Genomic DNA, 23,542 nt, shown 5'->3' with positions numbered 1-23,542 from the left:
GCTGCCACCGTGACGGGCCGGTCGCACAAACGGGCCCTACATCTCGTCACTTTGACGAGATGTGCGCTAGCATCCCTGACATGAACCCTGCGGACCTGGGCCTGCCGGTGGACGTGCCGTCGACAGCGCTCTTCACGGACCATTACGAGCTCACGATGCTGCAAGCCGCCCTGGCCAACGGCACCGCCGACCGCCGCTCGGTCTTCGAGGTGTTCACCCGGCGGCTGCCCGAGGGCCGGCGCTACGGGGTGGTGGCGGGCACCGGCCGCGTGCTGGACGCGGTGGAGAACTTCCGCTTCGACAGCGCCGTGCTGGAGTTCCTGCGCGAGCGGGCCGTCGTCGACATGCGCACGCTCGACTGGCTGGCCTCGTACCGCTTCTCGGGCGACATCTGGGGCTACCCGGAGGGCGAGGTGTACTTCCCCGGCTCGCCGATCCTGCGCGTCGAGGGCAGCTTCGCCGAGTGCGTGCTGCTGGAGACCGTGATCCTGTCGATCCTGAACCACGACTCGGCGATCGCCGCGGCCGCCTCCCGGATGGCCACGGCGGCGGGCGGCCGGCCGCTGGTCGAGATGGGCGCGCGGCGCACGCACGAGCTGGCGGCCGTGGCCTCGGCGCGGGCCGCGTACGTCGGCGGCTTCACCTCGACCTCCGATCTGGCGGCCGGGTTCCGGTACGGGATCCCCACGGTCGGCACCAGCGCCCACGCCTTCACCCTGGTCCACGACAGCGAGCGCGACGCCTTCACGGCGCAGGTGGCCTCGCTGGGCAGCGGGACGACCCTGCTGGTGGACACGTACGACGTGGCGGAGGCGGTCCGCACGGCCGTGGAGGTCGCCGGTACGGGGCTGGGCGCGGTCCGGATCGACTCCGGCGACCTGCTGCTGGTGGCGCACCGGGTGCGCCAGCAGCTGGACGAGCTGGGGGCGACGGGAACGAAGATCGTGGTCACCTCGGACCTGGACGAGTACGCCATCGCCTCGCTGGCGGCGGCGCCGGTGGACGCGTACGGGGTGGGCACGCAGCTGGTGACGGGCAGCGGGCACCCGACCTGCTCGATGGTCTACAAGCTGGTGGCGCGGGCGGTCTCGGCCGACCCCAAGGCCCCGCTGGCGCCGGTGGCGAAGAAGTCCTCGGGCGGCAAGACCTCGATCGGCGGCCGCAAGTGGGCCGCGCGGCGGCTGGACTCCGAGGGGGTGGCGGAGGCCGAGGTGATCGGCACGGGCCCGGTCCCGGCGGCCCTGGCCGGCTCGCAGCTGCTGGTCGAGCTGGTCAAGGCCGGCGAGGTGGTCGCCCGCGAGCCGCTGGAGGCGGCCCGCGACCGGCACGTCGCCGCCCGCGCGGGGCTCCCTCTGTCGGCGACCCAGCTCTCGCGCGGCGAGGCCGTCATCCCGACGGAGTACGCGTAGCACCGACAGCCTCGCCGGCGTTCGAGGCGCGGGGTGCGGGGCGGAGCCCCGCGAACGGGGGCTGGGGCTCCGCCCCAGTTTCGGGAAGGGGCGGGGCGGGGGAAGAGCCCCCGCAGGGTCCCCGTCGCACCACCACACCAAGCCGAAGGGCACCGGACATGCACCGCGCACTGATCGTCGTCGACGTACAGAACGACTTCTGCGAAGGCGGCAGCCTCGCGGTCGCGGGCGGGGCCGACGTCGCCGCCGCCATCACCGAGCTCATCGGGCAGGCCACCGCCGGGTACCGGCACGTCGTCGCCACCCGCGACCACCACGTCGACCCCGGGTCGCACTTCGCGCACCCGCCCGCGCAGCCGGACTACGAGACCTCCTGGCCGGTCCACTGCGTCGCCGGGACCGAGGGCGTCGGGTTCCATCCGAACTTCGCTCCGGCCGTGGCCTCGGGGGCGGTCGCCGCCGTCTTCGACAAGGGGGCGTACGAGGCCGCGTACAGCGGTTTCGAGGGGACGGACGAGAACGGGCACACCCTGGCCGACTGGCTGCGCGAGCGCCACGTCACCGAGGTCGACGTGGTCGGCATCGCCACCGACCACTGCGTGCGGGCCACGGCCCTGGACGCGGCCCGCGCCGGCTTCACCACCCGCGTGCTGCTGGACCTGACGGCCGCCGTGGCCCCGCACACCGCCGCGCGGGCCCTGGAGGAGCTCCGCGCGGCCGGAGTGGCCCTGTCCGGCGACCTGGGCCGCGGGGACCGGCCGGGGGCCTAGACACCGCCCAGCAGGGCCCGGATGGGGTGCCACAGCTCTTCCGCCCGGTCCGGGGCGCAGCGCCAGAGCAGGCCGTCCGGGTGGTGCAGGACGGCGGTGACCTCGTCCGGGGTCGGCGGCTGGGCATTGCCGCGCAGGTACACCGCCCGCATGCCGAGGTTCCGCAGCCTGGTCAGGGCGCGGGCCCGGTTCGCGGCGTGCACCAGCACCCGTACGTTTCCGCCCTCGCCGGACGGTCTGGGCAGCGTCAGTGCGACCACCACGCTGCCGCCTGGCAGTCTGACGAAACCTCCACCGGGCATGATCCTCAGCTCCCCCGTGTCTCCCCTGTCAATAAGAACTCGCACCACGCATCTAAACGCGATCGGCCGCCGCCCGCTAGAGGGCGACGGCCGATCATGCTTTGACCTGCGGTTTTACCGACTACTTCACAGAGGGGCCGACCTCGACCGTCATCTGGAGACCGTCGTACGGCTCCTTGACGATCTTGATCTTGGTGTTGGTGTCAGTGACCTTCACCGAACCGGTCGGGTTCTCGTCGTAGTAGTACTTGCCCTTGTGGTCGTCGAAGGCCAGGTTGGCGGCCTTCGGCTTCAGGAACAGGGACTCGCCGTTCTTGTGCAGCGTGAACGCGTCCGTCGAGTAGGCGCTGAAGGTCGCGTCGTACGGCTGGATCTTGTTCCGCAGCAGGGTGCCGTCCGACCACTTCATCGGCTTGGCGTTGGCGTCGATCGGAAGGATCAGACCGGCGCCCGGGTGCTGGCTGGTGTTGTTGTCCTTCTGGGACTTGTCCCAGAGCCAGATGAGCAGGCCGTCCTGGTACGGGTAGTGCTCGACCCAGCCCGGCTTGGTGTTGGCGAAGCCGAAGTTGTACGGGCCGACCTTGAGGGTCGAGTCGTACGAGACGTAGCGGCGGTTCTCGGCCAGGTAGTACTGGTCGTACTCCTTGGTGAAACCGGCGCCGATGCGCGAGAAGCCCTTGCCGGTCCAGCCGTTGTCGCCGTTCTCGGCGCCGTCGGCGAAGACCGTGGAGCCGTCCGCGGTGACGGTGACGGCGTCGGCCGCGAAGCCCTTGCCGCCCGCGCCGCCGTCCGTCTGGTAACGGAAGCGGACGTCGACCTTCTGGCCCGCGTAGGCGTCGAGCGGGAAGTTCAGCGACTGCCAGGCACCGGAGACACCGGTCAGCGACGGGCTGCCGGAGGCGTCGGCCGGGATGGCCGTGCCGTTGGCAGTGCCGGCGAGGGCGGTCCAGGTGGCGCCGCCGTCCGTGGACACCTCGGTGTAGAGGTAGTCGTAGTCCGCCTCGATGTCCCACCAGCCCTTGAGGGACAGGGCCGCGGAGGACTTGCCGGTGAGGTCGAGCGACCGGGTGAGGGTGTTCTTGAGGTCGTCACCCATGTTGCTCCACCACTGCGAGGAGCCCTCGGCGGGAGCGACGATGTCGGTCGTGACCTTCTTCTTCGGCAGCTCGACGACCAGCGCCTGCTTGTCCTTGGTGTTGAAGGCCGAGACGCCCAGCTTGTGGGTGGACTTCGTCGCGGCCTTGGCCGTGTCGTAGTTCAGCCAGCCCAGCTGGAGCTTGTCCCAGGCGGTCATGTCGCCCGGGAGGTCGCCTATGGAGTCCTCGCCCTTGCCGAGCCAGGAGCCCGCCGACATCAGGGACCAGAAGCCGACCGAGTTCTCGCCGCCACCGGAGGTGTCGTAGAGGTCCGGCAGGCCGAGGTCGTGGCCGTACTCGTGCGCGAAGACGCCGAGGCCGCCGTTCTCCGGCTGCATCGTGTAGTCGCCGACCCAGATGCCGGTGCTGCCGATCTGGGTGCCGCCGGCCTTGTTGTTCTCCGGGCCGGTCTTGCCCGCGTCGGTGCCGTAGGCGTACCAGCGGTGCGCCCACAGGGCGTTGGTGCCCTGCGCACCGCCGCCGGCCGACTCGTCCTCGCCCGCGTGGACGATCTGGAAGTGGTCGATGTAGCCGTCGGGCTCGTTGAAGTTGCCGTCGCCGTCGAAGTCGTTGCGGTCCCACTGGTCGTACTGGGCCAGCAGGGCCTTGATCTCGGCGTCGGTCTTGCCGGCCTTCTTCTGCGCCTCGGTCCACGCGGTGACGCCGTCCTTGACGGTGTCCCACACGTTGGAGCAGTTGCTCTGGAGGCAGTAGTTGGAGCCGTAACGGGCCTCGTTGTACGGAACCTTGACCCAGTCGGAGACCTGGCCGTCGACCGAGTAGCGGCCCGAGGAGGTCTTCTCGTAGTAGGTCTTCAGGGAGTCCTTGCCCTGGCCGGTACCGAAGTACAGGTCCTGGAAGTACTCGCGGCTGAAGTCCTTGCGCCACGCGGTGCTGTTGTTCGTGGCGCGGTCCGGCTGCGCGATGGTGTTGTGCATCGGGCCGGGGGTGCCGCCGTACTTCGGAACGGCCGGCTTGGGGCCGGGGCCGTCCGGGTCGAACATGGTCGTGTTGTCGACCTGGTCGCCGAACTCGACGAGGATCGTGAAGATCTTGTCGGTCTTCTCACGGCCCAGCTCGACGTACTTCTTGTCGTCGAGCTTGACGACCTTCGAGGCGCCGCGCTGCTCGACGTCCTTCTTGCCGGCCAGCACCTGCTCCAGCGCGGCCTCGCGCTGCTGCGCCTGCTGCTTGCTGAACGGGCCCTCGAGGTTGTGCTTGACCTGCTCCTTGGCGGGAGCGGTCGGGTCCTGGCGGTCTGCGGCGGGGGCACCCCACCGCTCGTCGGCCTGGGCGACGGTGAAGAAGACCCCGGACGCCGCGGTGGCGGCCAGAGTGACTCCGATGGCCGCGGCGCGCAGGGTGCGCCTTCTGGCGGAATTGCTGGTCACTTGATGTCGTTCCCCTCCCGCGGCCGCGACATAGGTCGGAACGTCTCCATAGGAGCGGGGGGTTCCGCGCGGCGCGCGTCTCAAGTGACGACATTTGACCGGAGAGTCGCAAGAAAAGACAGACCTTGACTTGCTCCTTACAACTGCACTATGCGGGCAAGGAGTTCCGCTATTCGGACGTTCCACGGCCATATGGGGCGAACGCCGCTTCCCGCCCTTGAGGATCACCGGAGAATGACCCGCGTGCGCCCCCCGTGCTCCGGCACCGTGGGTTAGGTCGTGCTTACCGGTAGTTCCGCTCGGGCATCCACCGTCTTAGAGTCACTTGACGCGCGACCTGGTTGAGCCGACTCCCCCTCCCGCCTTGAGGACGGATATCGCCATGCCGCGTCCGACTGCCGCACAGCTCGCCTACGGGTCCGCCACCGTCATCGTGTCGACGATCGCCATGCTGCTGCTCTCGCAGACGAGCACCGGGCTCGGGGTCGCGGTCATCTCCGCCGCCGCGCTCACGCTCGGGCTCCTCGTCGCGCTCACCGTGCCCCTCCCGCGCCGGCGCGGCCGGCACGCGGCGGGGCGTACGGGCCGGGCCGGCGCCCCCGTCGCCCTGGACGTGAACACGGCGGCCGCCGCCCGGGTGCCCGATCCCCGGACCGCGACCGCCGAACATCCCGTCCACCACTGACCGGCCCCCGCGGGCGGACGAAGCGGCGCGGGCGGCCTCCCGGATGGGAGACCGCCCGCGGCGCTCACAGTGCTGCGTGGATGGTGACGCAGGTCCTATGTGACGCGTACCACCACGGTCTTGGCGACCTTGTCGTGCAGGCCCTGCTTGTACGGCTTGTCGACGAGCATCGAGATGGCGAGCGCGATCGGCCAGAGGCAGAAGCAGCAGATCAGGGTCGGCAGCCAGAGCATGGCGGCGCGGGAGAGCGCGGCGTTGGACTGCGGGACGCTGCCGTCGTTGAGCATCGCGACGCGCAGGCCCAGCCACTTCTTGCCGAAGGTCTGGCCGTTCTTCTTCGTGAACCACCAGTCGTAGCCGACGTACGCGGCGATCGAGATCAGCGTCATGACCAGGCCGCTGCCGCTGTAGGACTTGGTGATGACCTCGCTGACGTCCTCGCCCTTGTCCGTCTCGACCGTGTAGCGGTTCGTGCCGAAGGCCAGCTGGATCAGGAACAGCGGGACGGCGACGATCACCACGTCGACGATGCGGGCGACGAGCCGCTTGCCGAAGTCGGCGAGCGGCGGCATCCCGGCGAGCGGATCGGGCATGCCGTAGCCGCCGCCACCGCCGTACGGGTCACCGCCGCCGCCGTACGGGGGCGGCGGGGGCGGATAGCCGCCGCCCCCGGGCGGGGGCGGCGGGAACCCTCCCGCGCCGGGGGGCGGCGAGCCGTACGGCGAGCCGCCCGACGGGGGCGTCGGTTCCTGTGGCTTCTTGAGGAACGGGTCGTCCTCGGGCGGCTGGCCCGGCGGCGGCTGGTCGGTGCTCATGGCCCGAGTCGAACCCGGCCCCGGGACCCCCGCAACGGGACCGCGTCCGTTCGGGGGACGGGTACCCCTGCACGGCCGTACGCCGGCCGCGGGCGCAGCCCTAGCGGGATACGTAGGTCCGGGCGGCCTTGTCGTGCCAGGCCTGGCGGCGGGGGCGGTCCAGCAGGCACCACAGGCTGCCCGGTAGCCCGAGGAGGGCGTACACGAGCCAGCGCCGCAGGGCCGCGCCGAAGCCGGGCGGGCGCAGCGTGGCGGTGGCCAGGACCCGTACGCCGAGCAGCTTCTTGCCCGGGGTGCGGCCCCAACGGGCGGTGGGCAGGGCCTCGTACAGGACCCCGAAGAGCAGTACGGCGCCGAGCACCAGGGCGAGGTGGCCGGCGATGGTGGCGTCGAACAGCCAGACCGTGGTGATCCGCCCGCTGAGCCGGGCGGCGTCCACCTTGGCCTCGATGTGTGCGGTCGCCTCGGGTACGAGGGGCCGCGCGACCGCCGCCGCGACGGCGCCGAGCACGAGGGAGTCCAGGAGGCGGGCCACCGCGCGGCGCGCCAGCCCGGCGGGGCGTACGGCGCGCTCCGCCATGCGTTCGAACACGGCCCGTTCGGTACGGCGGGGGGCGGCGGGGGCCGCGGCTTCCGCCGGGGCGGCGGGGGCGGCCGGGGCAGCGGGCTCGGGGACCGCTGCCGCGGCGGGCCGCGCGGGAACCGCGGACCGGGGGGCGGGAGCCGGTACCGGGGCGGGGGCCGGCGTCGGAGCGGGGGCCGAGGCAGGGGCGGGAGCCGACGCCGGCGTCGGGAGGGGCACCGGGAGGGGCTGCGCCGGGGCCGGGGCGGCCGGCTGGGGCCAGGAGGTGGTGAGGCCGGACCCAGCCCCGGAGACTCCCGGGGCGGCGGGCCACGCCGTCGCCGGAGGCGCGGCGGACACGGCCGCGGCGGCCGGGGAGCGGGCCGAGAGGATGCCGACGCCCTGCTGCGCGGGGACCGGCGTACGGGCCAGCGAGATCCCCGCCGCGCGGGCCGGGGGTTCGCTGCCCCAGGACACCCGGTGGTCGCGGGGCCCGCCGAAGCCGGACTGCTGGGCGGGGTCGGCCTGCCAGGCGGCCACCGGTCCGGGACCGGGACCGGAGCCGTGCCCGTGCCCGTGCCCGTGCCCGTGTCCGGGTTCGGGCTCCGGCCCGGGCAGCGCCCCGGTCGCCGAGGTCTCGTCCAGGAACACCGGCCCCGTCCCGTCGGCCGCGACGGCGGGGGCGGGCGCGACGGGAGCGGGCGCGGGAGCGGGGGCAACAGGGGCGGGCGCAACGGGGGCAGGGGCAGGGGCGGGGGCAACGGCGGCGACCGGCCCGGGCACGGCGGCCGCGGGGCGGCTCGTACCCGGCACCCAGGACGCTCCGTTCCAGTACCGGACGAACCCGGGGATGGACGGATCGGGGTAGTAGCCCTCGCGGGCAGCGTGCTCGCCGTCACCAGGGGAGGCCGTCAATGTCCCCAACTCCGATCGTGGCTTGAGGCTTGTGCAGGGGAGGACCATAGCCAAGAACCTCCCCCCGACAGGTCCGGTAACGGGAGAATCCAAGCGTTCGGGCGAACGCAGTGACGTACGGCCGTTTTCGGTCAGCCGACAGATTTCGGCCAATCTCCCGTTTGCTGCCCGAAGTCGCGTCATACCCGGGCGGTTCGGCGCTCTCTCCGGGCGTGGGGCGCGTTCCCGGCCCCGCACCCGTAGCGCACCGAACCGCACCGCAGCGAAGTGAGGCCGTCATGCACCACCCCGTCATCGAACGCGAGCTGGAACTGAAGCTGGTCCTGTCCCCCGAGCGCAGCATCGCCGTCCCCGCCAGGCTCCTCTACTTCACGGACGACCCGTACGCCGTCCACATCACCTTCCACACCGGCTCCAGCACCCCGGTCAACTGGACCTTCGCCCGCGAGCTGCTGGTCGAGGGGGTGTTCAGGCCGTGCGGCCACGGAGACGTCCGGGTCTGGCCCACGAAGATCGACAACAAGGCCGTCCTCTGCATGGCGCTCAGCTCCCCCGACGGCGACGCCCTGCTGGAGGCGCCCGCCGCGTCCGTGTCCGCGTGGCTGGAGCGCACCCTGCGGGTGGTGCCTCCGGGCACCGAGGCCGAGCGGCTCGGCCTCGACGACGCGCTGGCCGAGCTGCTCGCCCCGACGCCGGCCGACGACCTGTGGATGCGCGATCCGTGGCCGTCGGACGAGTCGGCGGACGGGGAGCAGTGAGGGCCCCCGGCCCGTACGGTCAGAAGAGCTTGCCCGGGTTGAGCAGCCCCTCCGGATCGAAGGCCTGCTTGACGGCGCGCTGGATCTCCAGCCCCACCGGGCCCAGTTCGCGTGCCAGCCACTCCTTCTTCAGTACTCCGACGCCGTGTTCGCCCGTGATGGTGCCGCCCAGGGCCAGCCCGAGCGCCATGATCTCGTCGAAGGACTCGCGGGCCCGGCGGGTCTCGTCCTCGTCGGACGGGTCGAAGCAGACCACGGGGTGCGTGTTGCCGTCGCCCGCGTGCGCGCAGACCCCGATGAGCAGGTCGTGCGTACGGGCGATGGCGGCGGTCCCGTCCAGCATCTCGGCGAGCCGTGAGCGCGGTACGCACACGTCGTCGATCATCGTCGCGGGTCGCAGGGTCTCCAGTGCGGTCAGGGACATCCGGCGTGCCTGGAGCAGCAGTTCGGACTCCGCCCCGTCCTCGGCGGGCACCACCGCGGTGGCCCCGGCGGCGGTGCACAGCTCCCCCACGGCGGCCAGGTCCGCGGGGGCCTGCGGGGTGTCGAAGGCGGCGAGCAGCAGCGCCTCGGTGGTCTCGGGCAGGCCCATCTTCCCGAGCGCGTTGACGGCCCGGACGGTCGTACGGTCCATCAGTTCCAGCAGCGAGGGCGTCAGACCGGCCTCCATGACGGCGCACACGGCGGCGCAGGCGGCCGCGGCCGAGGGGAACTCGGCGGCCAGCGCGAGCCGGCGGGGCGGCGCGGGCCGCAGCGCGAGGACGGCCCGGACGACGACGCCGAGGCTGCCCTCGGAGCCGACGAAGAGCCGGGTGAGGTCGTACCCGGCGACGCCCTTGGCGGTGCGCCGGCCGGTGCGCAGCAGCCGCCCGTCGGCGAGGACCACGTCGAGGCCGATCACGTACTCGGCGGTGACCCCGTACTTGACGCAGCACAGACCGCCCGACGCGGTGCCGATGTTGCCGCCGATCGTGCACTGTTCCCAGCTGGACGGGTCGGGCGGGTAGTACAGGCCCTGCTCGGCGACCGCCCGCGAGAGGACGGCGTTGACGACGCCCGGTTCGACGACGGCGATCCGGTCGACGGTGTCGATCTCCAGGATCCGGTCCATCTTGACCAGGGACAGCACGATGCAGCCGTCGGAGGCGTTGGCGGCGCCCGACAGGCCGGTACGGGCGCCCTGGGGGACGACGGGGACCCGTAGGGCGTGGGCGGTGCGCAGGACGTGCTGGACCTGTTCCACCGTGCGGGGCAGGACCACGACGGCCGGGGTGCCGGAGGCGCAGAAGCTGGCCATGTCGGTGGCGTACGAGGCGGTCACCTGGGGGTCGGTGAGGAGGGCCTCGGGCGGAAGTCCTTCGCGGAGCCGCGCCGTGAGCCGTGCGATGAGCTGTGCGGAGAGATCATCATCCATGGGGTCAGCGTGGCAGCCGGGGCCATCGGTGTGAACACGGCCGCAACGCTCTTCGGACACCTCGGCGAGCTCTTCATATTGACGCACAGTGACCCCATGGACGAGGAATCGCAGCAGTCGGCCCCGCCCGTGACCTTCACCGGCCGCAAGACGCTCGTGGCGGCCGCGGTCGCGGTGACCCTGATCGCCGGCGCCCTGCTGATCCGGCCGGCCCGGACGAACGACGACGCGCGCCCGCCCGGACCCAGCGAACGCGCCGCGGCGGCGGTCGGAATGGGTGCGCCCGCCGCGGCGGTGGACCTGACGGCCCTGGTCGCGGACCGGGAGAAGTGGGTCGCGGGGCACGCGCAGGACGACGCGTCGTGGGCGGTGCTCGGGTCCGCGTACCTGGAGCAGGCGCGGCGGACGGCGGACCCGGGCTGGTACCCGAAGGCGGAGAAGGCGCTGAAGCGCTCGCTGGAGCTGCGCCCCGCGGAGAAGGGCAACTTCGACGCGATGACGGGCATGGGCGCGCTGGCCAACGCCCGGCGGGACTACGGGACCGGGCGCAAGTGGGGCGAGCTCGTACGGGCCCAGGCGCCGCGGCGGTGGACGGCGTACCCGGTGCTCGTGGACGCGTACACCGGGCTCGGGGACTACAAGGCGGCCGAGAAGGCGATGGAACGGGTGGTGGACCTGCGGCCGGGGCTGGCGGCGTTCATCAGGGCCTCGCAGGTCTACCGGGACCGCGGCTGGCGCGAGGACGCGACGATGGCCATGGAGCACGCGGCGGGCGCCGCGAAGGCTCCGGCGGAGAAGGCGTACGTGCTGTTCCGCCTCGGCGAGCTGGCCTGGGAGCGCGGCGAGGCCGCGGAGGCGCTGCGGCAGTACGAGGGCGCGCTGCGCACCGATCCGGCGCAGGCGGAGGCCCTGGGCGGCCGGGCGCGCGCGCTGGCGGCGCTGGGGCGGGGCGGGGAGGCGGTACGGGACTACCGGATGGCGCTGGGGCGCACACCGGTGCCGCAGCTGGCGCTGGAGCTGGGCGAGCTGCTGGAGTCGCTGGGCCGGGCGGACGAGGCGAAGGTCCCGTACGACGCGCTGAGCGTGCTGGCCGCGCGGGGCAGCACGAACGGGGTGAACGAGGAGGTGGTCCTCGGCCTGTACGAGGCGGACCACAAGGACCCGGCGGCGGCCGTGCGGCGCCTGTCGGCGGAGTGGTCGCGGCACAAGAGCGCGCAGGTGGCGGACGCGCTGGGCTGGGCGCTGCACAAGTCGGGGAACGACGCGGCCGCGCTGGAGTACGCGAAGAAGGCGACCGAACTCGGGCTGCGGCTGGCCGACTTCTCCTACCACCGGGCCATGATCGAGCGCGGGCTGGGCGACGAGGCGGCGGCGCGGCGGCACTTGCAGGAGACGATGCGGACGAACCCGGGCTTCTCGCCGGTGCGGTCGCGGTCGGCGAAGGAGGCCCTCGCCTCGATCGGCCAGCCGCCGCCGGGGGGCCCGGAGAACATGCAGCCGACCACTCCGTGGGTGGCGCCGGACCTCCCGATGGCCCGCCCGAAGCCCAAGCCGAAGCCCGCGGCGGCCCCGAAGCCGAAGCCGACGGGCCGCTAGCGCCGAGAACGCCGGCGGGGCCGGAACGGCGCTGTGCGCCCTTCCGGCCCCGCGGACCCGCAGCCCGCAGCCCGCAGCCCGCAGCCCGCAGCCTCAGAGGTTGCCGCGCTTCTCCTGCTCGCGCTCGATCGCCTCGAACAGGGCCTTGAAGTTGCCCTTGCCGAAGCCCATGGAGCCGTGGCGCTCGATCATCTCGAAGAAGACCGTCGGCCGGTCCTGGACCGGCTTCGTGAAGATCTGCAGCAGGTAGCCGTCCTCGTCGCGGTCGACGAGGATCTTCAGCTCGCGCAGGGTCTCGACCGGCACCCGGGTCTCGCCGGCCCACTCGCCGAGGGTGTCGTAGTAGGAGTCCGGGGTGTCCAGGAACGTCACGCCCGCGGCGCGCATGGCGCGCACCGTGGCGACGATGTCGTTCGTGGCCAGCGCGATGTGCTGGACGCCCGCGCCGCCGTAGAACTCCAGGTACTCGTCGATCTGCGACTTCTTCTTCGCGATCGCCGGCTCGTTGATCGGGAACTTCACTTTGAGGGTGCCGTCCGCGACGACCTTGGACATCAGGGCCGAGTACTCGGTCGCGATGTCGTCGCCCACGAACTCCTTCATGTTCGTGAAGCCCATGACCTTGTTGTAGAACGCGACCCACTCGTTCATCCGGCCGAGCTCGACGTTGCCCACGCAGTGGTCGATGGCCTGGAAGGTGCGCTTGGCCGGGGGCTCGACCATCGGGTCGACGGCGACGAAGCCGGGCAGGTACGGGCCGGTGTAGTCGCGGCGCTCGACCAGCGTGTGGCGGGTCTGGCCGTAGGTGGCGATGGCGGCCAGTACGACCGTGCCGTGCTCGTCCTTGACCTCGTACGGCTCGTCCAGGCCGCGGGCGCCGTGCTCCACGGCGTACGCGTACGCCGCCCGCGCGTCCGGGACCTCGATCGCGAGGTCGATGACGCCGTCGCCGTGGTCCGCGACGTGCTCGGCGAGGAAGCGGCCGTGGTCGGTCGCCACCTTGATGACCGAGGTCAGCACGAAGCGCGCGGAGCCGTTGGTCAGGACGTAGCTCGCCGTCTCGCGGACGCCGTTCTCCGGTCCGGAGTACGCCACGAGCTTCATGCCGAAGGCGGTGGAGTAGAAGTGCGCGGCCTGCTTGGCATTGCCCACGGCGAAGACGACGGCGTCCATGCCCTTCACCGGGAAGGGGTCAGCCTCACGCGCGGTGTGCGGAGTGGTTTCGAGGTTCGCCAGAGACTCAGTCATGAGCGCAGAGTCCCGCCGATCCACAAGCTGCGCAATAGTTTCCATTTCTCCTGTACAGGATGCCCAGTGTTACCGGAGGATTGCTGAAACATCTGTGCACTATGACCACCCCCGAGGCCGGGAGACACCCATGGGCATCGACGATCTCGACGGCCGGCTCATCGTCCTGCTCGCGCGCGAACCCCGGATCGGCGTCCTGGAGGCCTCGCGCCGGCTGGGGGTGGCCCGCGGCACCGTGCAGGCCCGCCTGGACCGGCTTCAGTCGAATGGAGTCATCCGGGGTTTCGGCCCGCAGGTCGACCCGGCCGCCCTCGGGTATCCGGTGACCGCCTTCGCCACGCTGGAGATCAAACAGGGGCAAGGGGCGGACGTACGGGCGCACTTGGACGGGGTGCCGGAGGTGCTGGAGCTGCACACCACCACCGGGCACGGGGACATGCTGTGCCGGCTCGTGGCGCGGTCCAACGCCGACCTCCAGCGGGTGATCGACCGCGTTGTCGCATTTGATGGGATTGTTCGGGCTTCGACAGCGATTGTCATGGAGAATCCCGTACCCTTGCGGATCATCCCACTGGTCGAACAGGCGGCCGAGGACGACAGCCGCTGATCCGAGGCGGCCCGGCACAGGACGAGGTGACCAGACGTGAGTTTCTGGACGTACCTGTCCAACCGCCACCAGCAGCTCCTGACCGACGCCTTCCAGCACGCCAGCGCCGTCTTCCAGTGCATGGTGATCGCGACCGTGCTCGGCATCGCCATCGGCGTCCTCACCTACCGCAGCGGCTGGGCCGGGAACCTCGCCGTCACCGCCACCTCCACGGTGCTGACCGTCCCCTCCCTCGCCCTGATCGGCCTGCTGATCCCGCTGGTCGGGCTCGGCGTCGCACCCACCGTGATCGCCCTGACGCTGTACGGGCTGCTGCCGGTGGTCCGCAACTCCATCGTGGGCCTGCGCGGGGTGGACCCGGCCCTGGTCGACGCGGCCAAGGGCATCGGGATGTCCCGCACCGCCCGGCTGCTCAGGGTGGAGCTGCCGCTCGCCTGGCCGCCGATCCTGACCGGCATCCGGGTCTCCACCCAGATGCTGATGGGCATCGCCGCCATCGCCGCGTACGCCTCCGGGCCCGGCCTCGGCAACGAGATCTTCCGCGGGATCGCCTCGCTCGGCAGCGCCAACGCCATCAACCAGGTCCTGGCGGGCACGCTCGGCATCGTCGTCCTCGCCCTGCTCTTCGACGCCGCGTACGTCCTGCTCGGCCGTCTCACCATCCCGAGGGGGATCCGTGCCTGAGCCCGCCGACACCGGCAGTCCGGGGAGCGCCTCCGGCGCGACCATCCAGCTGGAGAACCTCACCAAGCGCTACCCGGGCAACCCCAACCCCTCCGTCGACGACGTCTCGATGGAGATCAAGGCGGGCGAGACGGTCGTCTTCGTCGGCCCCTCCGGATGCGGGAAGTCCACCACCCTGAAGATGATCAACCGGCTGATCGAGCCCACCTCCGGCCGGATCCGCATCGGCGACGAGGACGTCACCGACATGGACCCTGTCAAGCTGCGCCGCAAGATCGGGTACGCGATCCAGTCCTCCGGGCTCTTCCCGCACATGACGGTCGCCGAGAACATCGCCCTCGTCCCGAAGATGACCGGCTGGTCGAAGTCGCGGGTGAAGGACCGGGTGGAGGAGATGCTCGACCTGGTCGGACTGGACCCGCGCGAGTTCCACGGCCGCTACCCGCGCCAGCTCTCCGGCGGCCAGCAGCAGCGTGTGGGCGTGGCCCGGGCGCTGGCCGCCGACCCGCCCGTCCTGCTGATGGACGAGCCGTTCGGCGCCGTGGACCCGATCACCCGGGACCACCTCCAGGACGAGCTGATCCGGCTCCAGCACGAGCTGCACAAGACGATCGTCTTCGTCACCCACGACTTCGACGAGGCCATCAAGCTCGGCGACCGCATCGCGGTGCTGCGCGAGCGCTCGCACATCGCGCAGTTCGACACCCCCGAGGCGATCCTCACCAACCCCACCGACGACTTCGTCTCCGGCTTCGTCGGCGCCGGCGCGGCCCTCAAGCGGCTCAACCTCACCCGCGTACGGGACGTGGAGATCGCCGAGTTCCCGACCGTGTCGGTGGACGACCCGCTCCAGCAGATCTTCAACACCCTGCGCGACGGCGCCACCAACGAGCTGCTGATGCTGGACCGGCGGGGCCGCCCGTACAAGTGGCTGCGCCGCGGCGACCTGATGCGCGCCAAGGGCTCGCTCGCCCGCGCCGGACAGCTCGTACACGACACGGTGACCCGGGACGCGACCCTGCACGACGCCCTGGAGGCCGTCCTCACCGACAGCGGCGGCCGGGTCGCCGTCACCGGCCGGCGCGGCGAGTACATCGGCGTCGTGGACATGGAGACCCTCATGAACTCGGTGCACGAGATGCTGGAGGCGGACCGGCTGACGGCCGCCGAGCACCAGCACGACCTGGAGGAACTGCGCCACCACCGCACCGAACAGGAGCTGGAGGGCGGTGCGGGAACCCCGTGAGCACCGACAGGCCCGCCACCCCCGGGCGCCCGCCCGGCGAGCACGAGGTCAAGGGCCGCGCCTTCCGGGACCTCGCCTTCCGCGACGACGAACTGGTCGAGGCCGGGGAGGCACCGGCCCCTCCCCCGCCGCCGCGCCGGATCACCTGGCGCAAGCTGGCCGTACTGCCCTGCGTACTGGCGCTGGTGCTGCTGGCCACGTACCTCTGGATCGAGAACACCACCCTCGACACGATCGCCGAGAACTCCCTCGCCGACGGCAACGTGCAGCTGCGGCTGTGGCAGCACGTCCGGCTCACCGCCATCTCCACCTTCTGGGTGCTGGTCATCGCGATCCCGCTGGGCATCGCCCTCACCCGCGGGGCGCTGCGCAGGGCCGCCCCGCTGGTCACGGCGGTCGCCAACATCGGCCAGGCCACGCCCGCCATCGGGCTGCTGGCCCTGCTCGTCATCTGGCTCGGCATCGGCCCCTCGACCGCGATCATCGGCATGGTCGCGTACGCCGTGCTGCCCGTGCTGTCCAACACGGTCGCGGGGCTGCGGGCCATCGACCCCCAGCTGGTGGAGGCGGCGCGCGGGATCGGCATGTCGTCCCCGGGGACGCTGCTCAAGGTGGAACTGCCGCTGGCCGTCCCGCTGATCCTGGCGGGCGTACGGACGGCCCTGGTGCTCAACGTCGGCACCGCGGCCCTGGCCACCTTCGGCGGCGGCGGGGGCCTGGGCGACCTGATCACCTCCGGGATCCAGACGCAGCGGATGCCGGTGCTGGTGCTGGGCTCGGTGCTGACGGTGGCGCTCGCCCTGTTCGTGGACTGGCTGGCCTCACTGGCCGAGACGGTCCTGACCCCGCGCGGGCTGGAGGCGTAGATGCGCACCCTCCCGCTGCGGGCGGCCCTGGGGGGCGCGGTGGCACTGCTGACGCTCGCGGGCTGCGGGCTCAAGAGCGGGTCCCCGCTGGTGGACGACGTCGCGCCGGGCTCCGTCGGCCAGGGGCGGCCGCTCAAGGGCGCATCCCTCACGGTCACCTCGAAGAACTTCAGCGAGAACATCGTGCTGGGCCAGATGATCGGCCTGATCTTCAAGGCCGCCGGCGCGGAGGTCCTCGACCGCACCAACCTGCCCGGCTCGATCAGTGCGCGCGAGGCGATCGTCCAGGGCGACGCGGACGCCATGTACGAGTACACCGGAACGGCCTGGATCACCTACCAGGGCAACGCGGAGCCGGTCGACGACCCGGTGGCGCAGTGGAAGGCGGTGCGCGAGGGGGACGTGCGGAACGGGGTCGCCTGGCTGCCGCAGTCCGCGCTCAACAACACCTACACCCTCGCCATCAGCAAGAAGAACAACGCGAAGTACGGCCTGAAGACCATGTCGGACGTGGCGAAGCTGGCGCGGGAGGACCCGGGGGCGGTGACGGTCTGCGTGGAGAACGAGTTCGCCTCGCGCGAGGACGGGCTGCCGGGCATGGAGAAGGCGTACGGGATGAAGATCCCGCCGGGCAACGTCAGGAAGATGGACGCCGGGATCATCTACACGCAGGTGTCCAAGTCCGATTCCTGCCTGCTGGGCGAGGCCTTCACCACCGACGGCCGGATCAAGGCCATGGATCTGGACACGCTCACCGACGACCTGCACTTCTTCCCCAACTACAACGCGGCGCCCGAGATCAACGCGAAGACGCTGGCGAAGTACCCGGTGATCGCCGAGCTGTTGGCCCCGCTGACCGAGCGGCTCACGACCGAGGTGGCGCAGCAGCTCAACGCGGAGGTGGACGTGGAGGGGCACGATCCGCACGAGGTGGCGAAGGAGTGGCTGGTCGAGGAGGGCCTCATCAAGGCGGGCTGACAGACCCCGGCCAGAGTTCCAAAGAAGACGTTGCAAAGAAACCCTTGCAGAGAAGTCTTTGCAACTCTACTGTTGAGGCATGCCCGAGAAGAACGCCGAAAACCCGAGCCCCGAGGTCCGGACGCTGGACGCGCGCTCCCTGCGCGGCCTCGCCCACCCCCTGCGCATCCGGCTCCTCGCCGCCCTGCGCCGCGACGGCCCGGCCACCGCCTCGCAGCTCGGGGAGCGGTTCGGCGAGTCCAGCGGGTCCACCAGCTACCACCTGCGCCAGCTCGCCGCCCACGGGTTCGTCGAGGACGCGCCCGAGCACGGCAAGGGCCGCGAGCGGTGGTGGAAGGCCATCCACGACGGCACGCGGTTCGACGAGTCGCTGATGTACGACGAGAACCCCGAGACGCGCGGGGCCGCCGACGTCCTCCTCCAGGAGATCGCGACGATCCACGCACAGGAGACGAACGCCTGGCTCGGCGACGCCGTCAACTGGCCCAAGGAGTGGCGGCGTTCCACCGACATGAGCGACTACACGCTGCGCCTGTCGGCCGAGCAGAGCTTTGAACTGATCCACAGGATGCACGAGTTGATCAACAGCTACCGCGACCTGCCGCCCGCCGAGGGTGCGGAGACGGTACGCGTCCACACGCACGCCTTCCCCCGCCGCAACGGCGAATAGCCCTCACCCTTTCCCAGAAGGAGTCCTGCCGTGCACGCCTTCACCCACATCCGCATACACGCCGCCCGCACCGCGGAACTCGCCGCCGAGGCCGCCGAGTGGCACCTCGCGCACAAGAGCGCCCCCACCGCCCCCACCGCCCCCGCCCTGCGCGACCGGCTCGGCGAAGTCCTGGTCGCCGCCGGGATCCGCCTGATGCAGCCGGCCCACGTCCACGCCCGGATCCACCAGCGCACGACATGAGCAGGCGCCCCTTCACCGCGGTCCTGGCCGCCAACACCATCTCCACAGCCGGTAGTTCGCTCACCCTCATCGGCGTTCCGTGGTTCGTGCTCCAGACCACGGGCAGCGCCGGACGGGCCGGGATCGTCGCCTTCTGCGCCACCCTGCCCGTCATCGTGGCCGCGCTCGTCGGCGGGCCGGTCATCGACCGGATCGGCCGCCGCCGGGTCTCGGCGGCCTCCGACCTGATCTGCGGCCTGGCGGTCGCCGTGATCCCCCTGCTGCACTACGCGGGCCTGCTGGAGTTCTGGATGCTGTGCGCCCTGATGGCCGCCGGCGGCCTCGTGCACACCCCCGGCCTGACCGCCCGCTACGTCCTGCTGCCCGACCTCGCCGAGCACGCCGGCACCACCGTCGCCCGCGCCGCCAGCCTGTACGACTCCGTCTCGCGCGGGGCCCGCATGCTCGGGGCCGCGCTGGCCGGCGTACTGATCGCGGCGTTCGGTTCCGAGGTGGTGCTGCTGCTCGACGCGGCCACCTTCGGCGTCTCGGCCCTGCTGGTCGCCGCATTCCTGCGCGGGGTGCCCGCCGCCGAGCCCCAACGGGCCGCGGAGAAAGCGTCGTTCGCGGGCTACCGGGCGGAACTGGCTGAGGGCTGGGCCTTCCTGACCCGTCAGCGCCTGCTCCTGGGCATCACCCTGATGGTGATGGTGACCAACGGCCTGGACCAGGGCTGGTCCTCGGTGCTGCTGCCCGTCCACGGCCGGGAGGCCCTCGGGGGTCCGGCGGCCCTCGGGCTGATGATCTCGCTGTTCGGCGGCTTCGCCCTGCTGGGGGCCCTGCTCTACGGAGCGTGGGGCGAGCGGTTCCCCCGTAGGACGGTCTTCGCGGCGGCCTTCCTGGTGTGCGGGGCCCCGCGGTTCGCCGTGGCCGCCTTCACCGACACCCCGCTGCCGCTGGCCGTCACCATGGCGCTATCCGGGCTCGGCGCGGGCGTGCTCAACCCGATCCTGACCACCGTGATCTACGAGCGGGTGCCGGACTCCCTGCGCAGCCGCGTCTCCGGCGTGAGCACCGCGGGCTGCGAGCTGACCATGCCGCTGGGCGGGCTCGCGGCGGGCCTGCTGGTCGACGGGTACGGGGCCGGGCCGGCGCTGCTGCTCTTCGGCGGCGCGTACCTGCTGGCCACGCTCACACCGCTGGGGTTCCCGGCCTGGCGCTCGATGGAGGCCCCGCCCGGGCCGCCGGCGGGCGCCGTGCCCGTCAGCAGGACGGAGCCGGCTCGCCCTTCTGCAGCGCCCGAAGAGCGTTCACCGCACCCGACAGCGTCGTGACGGGGATCAGCCGCAGGCCCTCGGGGAGTTCGGACTGCGCGTCCGAACACTCCGCCTCCGGTACGAGGAACACGCTCGCCCCGTCGCGCTGCGCGGCCTGAGTCTTCAGGGCCACGCCGCCGACCGCGCCGACCTTGCCGTCCGCGGTGATGGTGCCCGTACCGGCGATGCTGCGGCCGCCGGTGAGGTCGCCGCCGCTGCCGTTGCCGTCGAGCTTGTCGACGATGCCGAGGGAGAAGAGGAGCCCGGCACTGGGGCCTCCGACGTCGGCGAGGTTGAGCTCGACCTTGACGTCCTTCGGGTCCTTGTGGAGGTATCCGAGCGCGGCCGCGGCGGCCGTCGACTGGGACTTGGTCATCTCCTCCAGGTTGTGCTTCTCGATCTCCTCGTCGCTTCCGCCCGAGGGGTACACGGCCTCCCGGGGCATGACGGCCCGGGTCGTGTCGAACCACTTGCCGACGAGTTCGCCCAGGCGGACCGAGGTGGAGGGGCCCGTGGCCTGGATCGTGGTCATCCGGAGCTGGCCGGTGGTCGGCCGGGTGGGCGCGCCGCTGACGACGATGACCTCCTTGCCGTCACGGGAACCCAGTACGTCGGCCGTGAGGCCCGGCTGGGCGATCACGAAGGGCAGCGGCGCGAACGCGGCGGCGGCGAACAGCCCGGCCACGGGAACGGCGCAGACGGCCAGGGCGGCGGGACGCGGCAGACGTGTGAGGCGAGTGAGCACCCGGCCAATCTATCGGGCCGCCTCGCTGCCGCGTCGGCACCCACGGCCCGAACTCGGCCGCGCATGCCGTCCCTGGCGCCGCATGCCGACCCTGGCGCCGCATGCCGACCCTGGCCCCGCATGCCGACCCTGGCCCCGCATGCCGACCCTGGCCCCGCGCGCCGATCCAGGCCCCGCGCGCCGAACTCAGCCGCGCAGGGCCGCGTAGGGCCGAAGATCAGCCCCGCCGGCGTTTGAGGCGCGGGGGCCCGGGGGCGGAGCCCCCGCAGCGGCGCCGCGCCCGGCAGCGCACCCGCACCGCGGGAACCCCACCGCCGCGTGGCTAGCGAAGGGCGTCGGCGACCTCGCGCGCCGCGTCCACGACCCTCGGGCCCACCCGCTCCGGCACGGCATCGGCCAGCATGACGACGCCGACGCTGCCCTCCAGCCCGGTGATCCCCACGAGCGGCGCGGCAGCGCCACTGGCGCCCGCCTCCAGCTCCCCGTGGGTGAGCGTGTACCCGGGCTCGATCAGCGCGCCCGAACGCGCGGCCAGGATGGCGCGGCCGGCCGCCCCGCGGTCCAGCGGGTGGCGGAAGCCGGCCCGGTAGGCGACGTGGTAATCCGTCCAGGTCGGCTCCACGACCGCCACGGCCAGCGCCTCGGTGCCGTCCACGAGGGTCAGGTGCGCGGTGGCGCCTATGTCCTCGGCCAGAGACCGCAGCGCCGGCAGTGCCGCCTCGCGGACCAGTGGGTGCACCTGGCGGCCCAGGCGCAGCACGCCGAGGCCGACGCGGGCCCGGCCGCCGAGGTCACGGCGGACCAGGGCGTGCTGTTCGAGGGTGGCCAACAGGCGGTAGACCACGGTGCGGTTCACACCGAGGCGGTTGGAGAGCTCGGTGACGGTCAGACCGTGGTCGGTGTCGGCGAGCAGTTTGAGGACCCTGAGTCCTCTGTCGAGAGTCTGGGAGGTTTCCGCGGTCACGACGCCTCTCCCTCTTTCGGTGGGCGGCGGTGACTCTCTGGGTGGAACGCCGCCGGTCCCTCGGCGACGCACGGAGAGGCCGCCGGTAGCGGCCATGGCACCGGCTGCGCTCCCGCGGCGGCGCTGCCACGGTGCGTTCGATGCGGGGACAGTAGCGAGCGGGTTCGCTCAGCGGAAGAGCTCGTCCAGAATCCGGGCGCCTGCTGCCGGTTTATGCGGGTTCGGCGCTCCCCGTGGTGTCAATTCGTGACCTCTCCGGTCCCAACGGCATCACAACGCTGCCTTAGTCTGATCACGTTCAAAAATGAACCACTGGGGGGTGGCCCACGCGCGCGAACCGCGCACGGGCCGCATGGACGAAAGAAGCACATGAAGCTCAAGCGCATGGCCGTCGTGGCCGCCGCAGCCGTAGTCGGCCCTACGGTCCTGATGGCCACGCCCGCGATGGCCGACGAGGCGAAGAACACGGCGGTCACCACGCCGGACGCGGAGCCGAAGGGCGACGCCGCGCCCGAGGCGGACCCGTACAGCGGACCGAAGCTGTCGCTCGGTGGCCTGCCGAAGGACGGGTTCACGGCCGGGGGCGATTGGACCGAGCTCAGCCTGCGCGTGGACAACACTGGCAAGGCGCAGGTGCCGGGCTACTTCCTCGGGCTCGACTTCTCCGGCACCGAGCGCCCGATCAAGGGCACCCACATCGAGGTCGAGCAGCGCGTTGCGGGCGTGTGGAAGCCCGCGATTCGGGAGGCCGGCCCCGGCCCGATGGGCGCGACCTTCAGCCTGGCCGACGTCTCCGTCCAGCAGGACAAGGCCGTCGACATCCAGGTGCGGGTGCGGGTGGCCGCGGACGCGGCCGCCGCCCCGTTCCGTATCCGGTTCACCGGCACCAACCACACCTCCGTCGACTCCCTCACCGCGTCCTACGAATCGAGGATCACGCGGGCCGGCGAGGGCGAGCAGACCGCCACGGGGCCGAAGCTCAGCCTCGACGGGCTGCCTCACCAGGGCTTCCGGGCCGGTGATGACGTCTGGCGCAACCTCACGGTGAAGGTGGACAACTCCGGGCGCGCCGGAACCGGCGAATACCGCGTCGGCGTCGACCTGGTCACGGAGGGCGCGGAGCGCCTCCGGGCCGACCAGGTCAAGGTGGAGTTCCTCGCCACCACCGTCGACGGCCGGTCCTACTGGCACCCCGTGGAGGTCACCGAGGAGAATGGCAAGCTCCGGATCCTCGACTACGGCAGCGAGTACGCCGCAGGCGAGAAGCGGGACCTGGTCTTCCACGTCCTGTTCGCGGGGGACACCCCCGGCACCCCCATCAGCCTGAGCCTCGTGGGCGCAGGCAACCCGCACCACGGCGGTGCCGTCTCCGACACGGCGACCTACTACTCGCAGGTCATCGGCTCGGACGAGGCCGCCCAGGTCGAGGGTCCCCGGATGGCCTTCGAGGGAATCCCGGCGTCGGGCTTCCAGGCCGGGGCGGACTGGCAGAACCTCACGCTGCACCTCGACAACGCCGGTCGCGGTGACGTCGAGAACTTCCTGCTGTCCACCCACATGGGCCGCGGCATGGGCGAGGGCCCCTGGGTCACCACCTCGCAGGTCCAGCTCCAGGCCCGTGGCGCCTACGGCTGGTACGACATCGAGCTCGGCGGCTCCGAGGAGGTCATGGGCGGTGACATCGGCAGGGTCTCCCTCAAGTCCGGCGCCAAGGCCTCGGTCGAGCTGCGCATCCGCTTCACCGGCGACACCGCTCCCGGCGCGTTCCACCTGTCGTTCGACGGGTACGTGCTGAAGGAAGCCACGAACGAGTTCGTCTCGTCTCGTACGGACACCGCCACGACCACCATCGTCGCGGCGAGCACGGGTAACGGCGGCCAGACCGGCGGCAACACCGGCGGCGGCACGGGCACGGGCGGCCAGACCGGCGGCAACACCGGCGGCAGCACGGGCACGGGCGGCCAGACCGGCGGCAACACCGGCGGCAGCACGGGCAACACCCCGAACCCCAACGGCGGCTCCCAGCCGGTCGTCAACACCGGCACCACGGCCACGACCCCCGCCACCGGCGGGCAGGGCGGGCAGGGCGGGCAGGGCGGGCAAAGCGGGCAGCTCGCCGCCACCGGCGCCGACCCGGCCACCACCTGGGCCCTCGGCGGCGCCGCAGTGGCCGTCGCCATGGGCGCGGCCCTGGTCGCGGGCACCGGCCGCCGCAGGCGCCCGACCGCGTAACGGCACCGACG

Annotated in this window: 22 protein-coding genes; 14 read left to right on the top strand and 8 right to left on the bottom strand. The window is 72.0% G+C overall.

The genetic code is table 11. From position 1 onward, the window contains the following. Positions 1 to 80 precede the first annotated feature (80 nt). Both AB0M99_RS18590 and AB0M99_RS18585 read left to right on the top strand, forming a co-directional pair. Positions 81 to 1,409, top strand: a complete 1,329-nt coding sequence (locus tag AB0M99_RS18590) for a nicotinate phosphoribosyltransferase (protein ID WP_365921638.1) — start codon at positions 81 to 83, stop codon at positions 1,407 to 1,409. A gap of 158 nt (positions 1,410 to 1,567) precedes the next feature. Further along, positions 1,568 to 2,179: an isochorismatase family protein gene (locus AB0M99_RS18585; RefSeq protein ID WP_365921636.1), complete on the top strand. Its 612-nt coding sequence runs from the start codon at positions 1,568 to 1,570 to the stop codon at positions 2,177 to 2,179. On the opposite strand, the gene AB0M99_RS18580 is transcribed toward AB0M99_RS18585, so the two are convergent. Beyond that, complete coding sequence (locus tag AB0M99_RS18580) at positions 2,176 to 2,481, bottom strand: hypothetical protein (protein WP_365921634.1); 306 nt, start codon at positions 2,479 to 2,481, stop codon at positions 2,176 to 2,178. The two genes, AB0M99_RS18585 and AB0M99_RS18580, sit on opposite strands and share 4 nt — an antisense overlap. Before the next feature lie 121 nt (positions 2,482 to 2,602). Beyond that, positions 2,603 to 5,008: an immune inhibitor A domain-containing protein gene (locus tag AB0M99_RS18575; protein WP_365921632.1), complete on the bottom strand. Its 2,406-nt coding sequence runs from the start codon at positions 5,006 to 5,008 to the stop codon at positions 2,603 to 2,605. A 382-nt stretch (positions 5,009 to 5,390) separates the two neighbouring features. Between AB0M99_RS18575 and AB0M99_RS18570 the strand changes: the two genes are divergently transcribed. After that, the gene (locus tag AB0M99_RS18570) at positions 5,391 to 5,693 is read left to right on the top strand and encodes a hypothetical protein (protein WP_365921630.1); all 303 of its coding nucleotides are present in this window, start codon (positions 5,391 to 5,393) and stop codon (positions 5,691 to 5,693) included. 95 nt (positions 5,694 to 5,788) lie between these two features. Here AB0M99_RS18570 and AB0M99_RS18565 read toward each other — a convergent pair whose 3' ends face one another. Both AB0M99_RS18565 and AB0M99_RS18560 read right to left on the bottom strand, forming a co-directional pair. Then, positions 5,789 to 6,508, bottom strand: coding sequence for an RDD family protein (locus AB0M99_RS18565; RefSeq protein ID WP_365921628.1), 720 nt, complete (start codon positions 6,506 to 6,508; stop codon positions 5,789 to 5,791). Between the two features lie 100 nt (positions 6,509 to 6,608). After that, on the bottom strand, positions 6,609 to 7,985 hold the full coding sequence (locus AB0M99_RS18560; protein WP_365921626.1) for an RDD family protein: 1,377 nt from the start codon (positions 7,983 to 7,985) through the stop codon (positions 6,609 to 6,611). A 278-nt stretch (positions 7,986 to 8,263) separates the two neighbouring features. Here AB0M99_RS18560 and AB0M99_RS18555 point away from each other — a divergent pair, with 278 nt between their 5' ends. Further along, positions 8,264 to 8,743 carry an SsgA family sporulation/cell division regulator gene (locus AB0M99_RS18555; protein WP_365921624.1) on the top strand — a complete coding sequence of 160 codons (480 nt, stop codon included), beginning with the start codon at positions 8,264 to 8,266 and terminating at the stop codon, positions 8,741 to 8,743. Between the two features lie 19 nt (positions 8,744 to 8,762). Here the strand turns inward: AB0M99_RS18555 and AB0M99_RS18550 are convergent, their stop codons facing one another. Continuing rightward, the gene (locus tag AB0M99_RS18550; RefSeq protein ID WP_365921622.1) at positions 8,763 to 10,157 is read right to left on the bottom strand and encodes an FAD-linked oxidase C-terminal domain-containing protein; all 1,395 of its coding nucleotides are present in this window, start codon (positions 10,155 to 10,157) and stop codon (positions 8,763 to 8,765) included. Positions 10,158 to 10,253: 96 nt separating this feature from the next. Here AB0M99_RS18550 and AB0M99_RS18545 point away from each other — a divergent pair, with 96 nt between their 5' ends. Next, entirely contained in the window at positions 10,254 to 11,753 is a 1,500-nt protein-coding gene (locus AB0M99_RS18545; RefSeq protein WP_365921620.1) for a hypothetical protein, read from the top strand. 93 nt (positions 11,754 to 11,846) lie between these two features. On the opposite strand, the gene hppD is transcribed toward AB0M99_RS18545, so the two are convergent. Then, positions 11,847 to 13,001 carry a 4-hydroxyphenylpyruvate dioxygenase gene (gene hppD / locus AB0M99_RS18540; RefSeq protein WP_365921618.1) on the bottom strand — a complete coding sequence of 385 codons (1,155 nt, stop codon included), beginning with the start codon at positions 12,999 to 13,001 and terminating at the stop codon, positions 11,847 to 11,849. Between the two features lie 130 nt (positions 13,002 to 13,131). Here hppD and AB0M99_RS18535 point away from each other — a divergent pair, with 130 nt between their 5' ends. The 8 genes from AB0M99_RS18535 (at position 13,132) to AB0M99_RS18500 (ending at position 19,608) form a co-directional block, all read left to right on the top strand. Further along, positions 13,132 to 13,608 (top strand): Lrp/AsnC family transcriptional regulator, encoded by a 477-nt coding sequence (locus tag AB0M99_RS18535; protein ID WP_365921616.1) that lies wholly within the window; start codon positions 13,132 to 13,134, stop codon positions 13,606 to 13,608. A 36-nt stretch (positions 13,609 to 13,644) separates the two neighbouring features. Next, the gene (locus AB0M99_RS18530) at positions 13,645 to 14,292 is read left to right on the top strand and encodes an ABC transporter permease (protein ID WP_365921614.1); all 648 of its coding nucleotides are present in this window, start codon (positions 13,645 to 13,647) and stop codon (positions 14,290 to 14,292) included. Beyond that, positions 14,285 to 15,538 (top strand): betaine/proline/choline family ABC transporter ATP-binding protein, encoded by a 1,254-nt coding sequence (locus tag AB0M99_RS18525; RefSeq protein ID WP_365921612.1) that lies wholly within the window; start codon positions 14,285 to 14,287, stop codon positions 15,536 to 15,538. The genes AB0M99_RS18530 and AB0M99_RS18525 overlap by 8 nt, the downstream gene beginning before the upstream one ends. After that, positions 15,535 to 16,404 carry an ABC transporter permease gene (locus AB0M99_RS18520; RefSeq protein ID WP_365921610.1) on the top strand — a complete coding sequence of 290 codons (870 nt, stop codon included), beginning with the start codon at positions 15,535 to 15,537 and terminating at the stop codon, positions 16,402 to 16,404. The genes AB0M99_RS18525 and AB0M99_RS18520 overlap by 4 nt, the downstream gene beginning before the upstream one ends. Next, positions 16,405 to 17,382 (top strand): glycine betaine ABC transporter substrate-binding protein, encoded by a 978-nt coding sequence (locus AB0M99_RS18515; RefSeq protein WP_365921608.1) that lies wholly within the window; start codon positions 16,405 to 16,407, stop codon positions 17,380 to 17,382. A 79-nt stretch (positions 17,383 to 17,461) separates the two neighbouring features. After that, positions 17,462 to 18,052, top strand: coding sequence for a helix-turn-helix domain-containing protein (locus tag AB0M99_RS18510; protein WP_365921606.1), 591 nt, complete (start codon positions 17,462 to 17,464; stop codon positions 18,050 to 18,052). Between the two features lie 30 nt (positions 18,053 to 18,082). Then, positions 18,083 to 18,295, top strand: coding sequence for a hypothetical protein (locus AB0M99_RS18505; RefSeq protein WP_365921604.1), 213 nt, complete (start codon positions 18,083 to 18,085; stop codon positions 18,293 to 18,295). After that, a complete protein-coding gene (locus tag AB0M99_RS18500) occupies positions 18,292 to 19,608 on the top strand; it encodes an MFS transporter (protein WP_365921602.1) in 1,317 nt (438 codons plus the stop codon). The genes AB0M99_RS18505 and AB0M99_RS18500 overlap by 4 nt, the downstream gene beginning before the upstream one ends. Here AB0M99_RS18500 and AB0M99_RS18495 read toward each other — a convergent pair. Further along, positions 19,538 to 20,335 carry a S16 family serine protease gene (locus AB0M99_RS18495; protein ID WP_365921600.1) on the bottom strand — a complete coding sequence of 266 codons (798 nt, stop codon included), beginning with the start codon at positions 20,333 to 20,335 and terminating at the stop codon, positions 19,538 to 19,540. The two genes, AB0M99_RS18500 and AB0M99_RS18495, sit on opposite strands and share 71 nt — an antisense overlap. Positions 20,336 to 20,657: 322 nt before the next feature. Then, positions 20,658 to 21,299, bottom strand: coding sequence for a helix-turn-helix domain-containing protein (locus AB0M99_RS18490; protein WP_365921598.1), 642 nt, complete (start codon positions 21,297 to 21,299; stop codon positions 20,658 to 20,660). Positions 21,300 to 21,668: 369 nt separating this feature from the next. Here AB0M99_RS18490 and AB0M99_RS18485 point away from each other — a divergent pair, with 369 nt between their 5' ends. Beyond that, positions 21,669 to 23,531, top strand: a complete 1,863-nt coding sequence (locus tag AB0M99_RS18485; RefSeq protein ID WP_365921596.1) for a hypothetical protein — start codon at positions 21,669 to 21,671, stop codon at positions 23,529 to 23,531. The last annotated feature ends 11 nt before the right edge of the window (positions 23,532 to 23,542 follow it).

Origin of the sequence: Streptomyces sp. NPDC051183, from assembly GCF_040682455.1 — a bacterium.
Lineage (GTDB): Bacteria > Actinomycetota > Actinomycetes > Streptomycetales > Streptomycetaceae > Streptomyces.
This window is presented reverse-complemented; position numbering and strand designations above follow the sequence as displayed.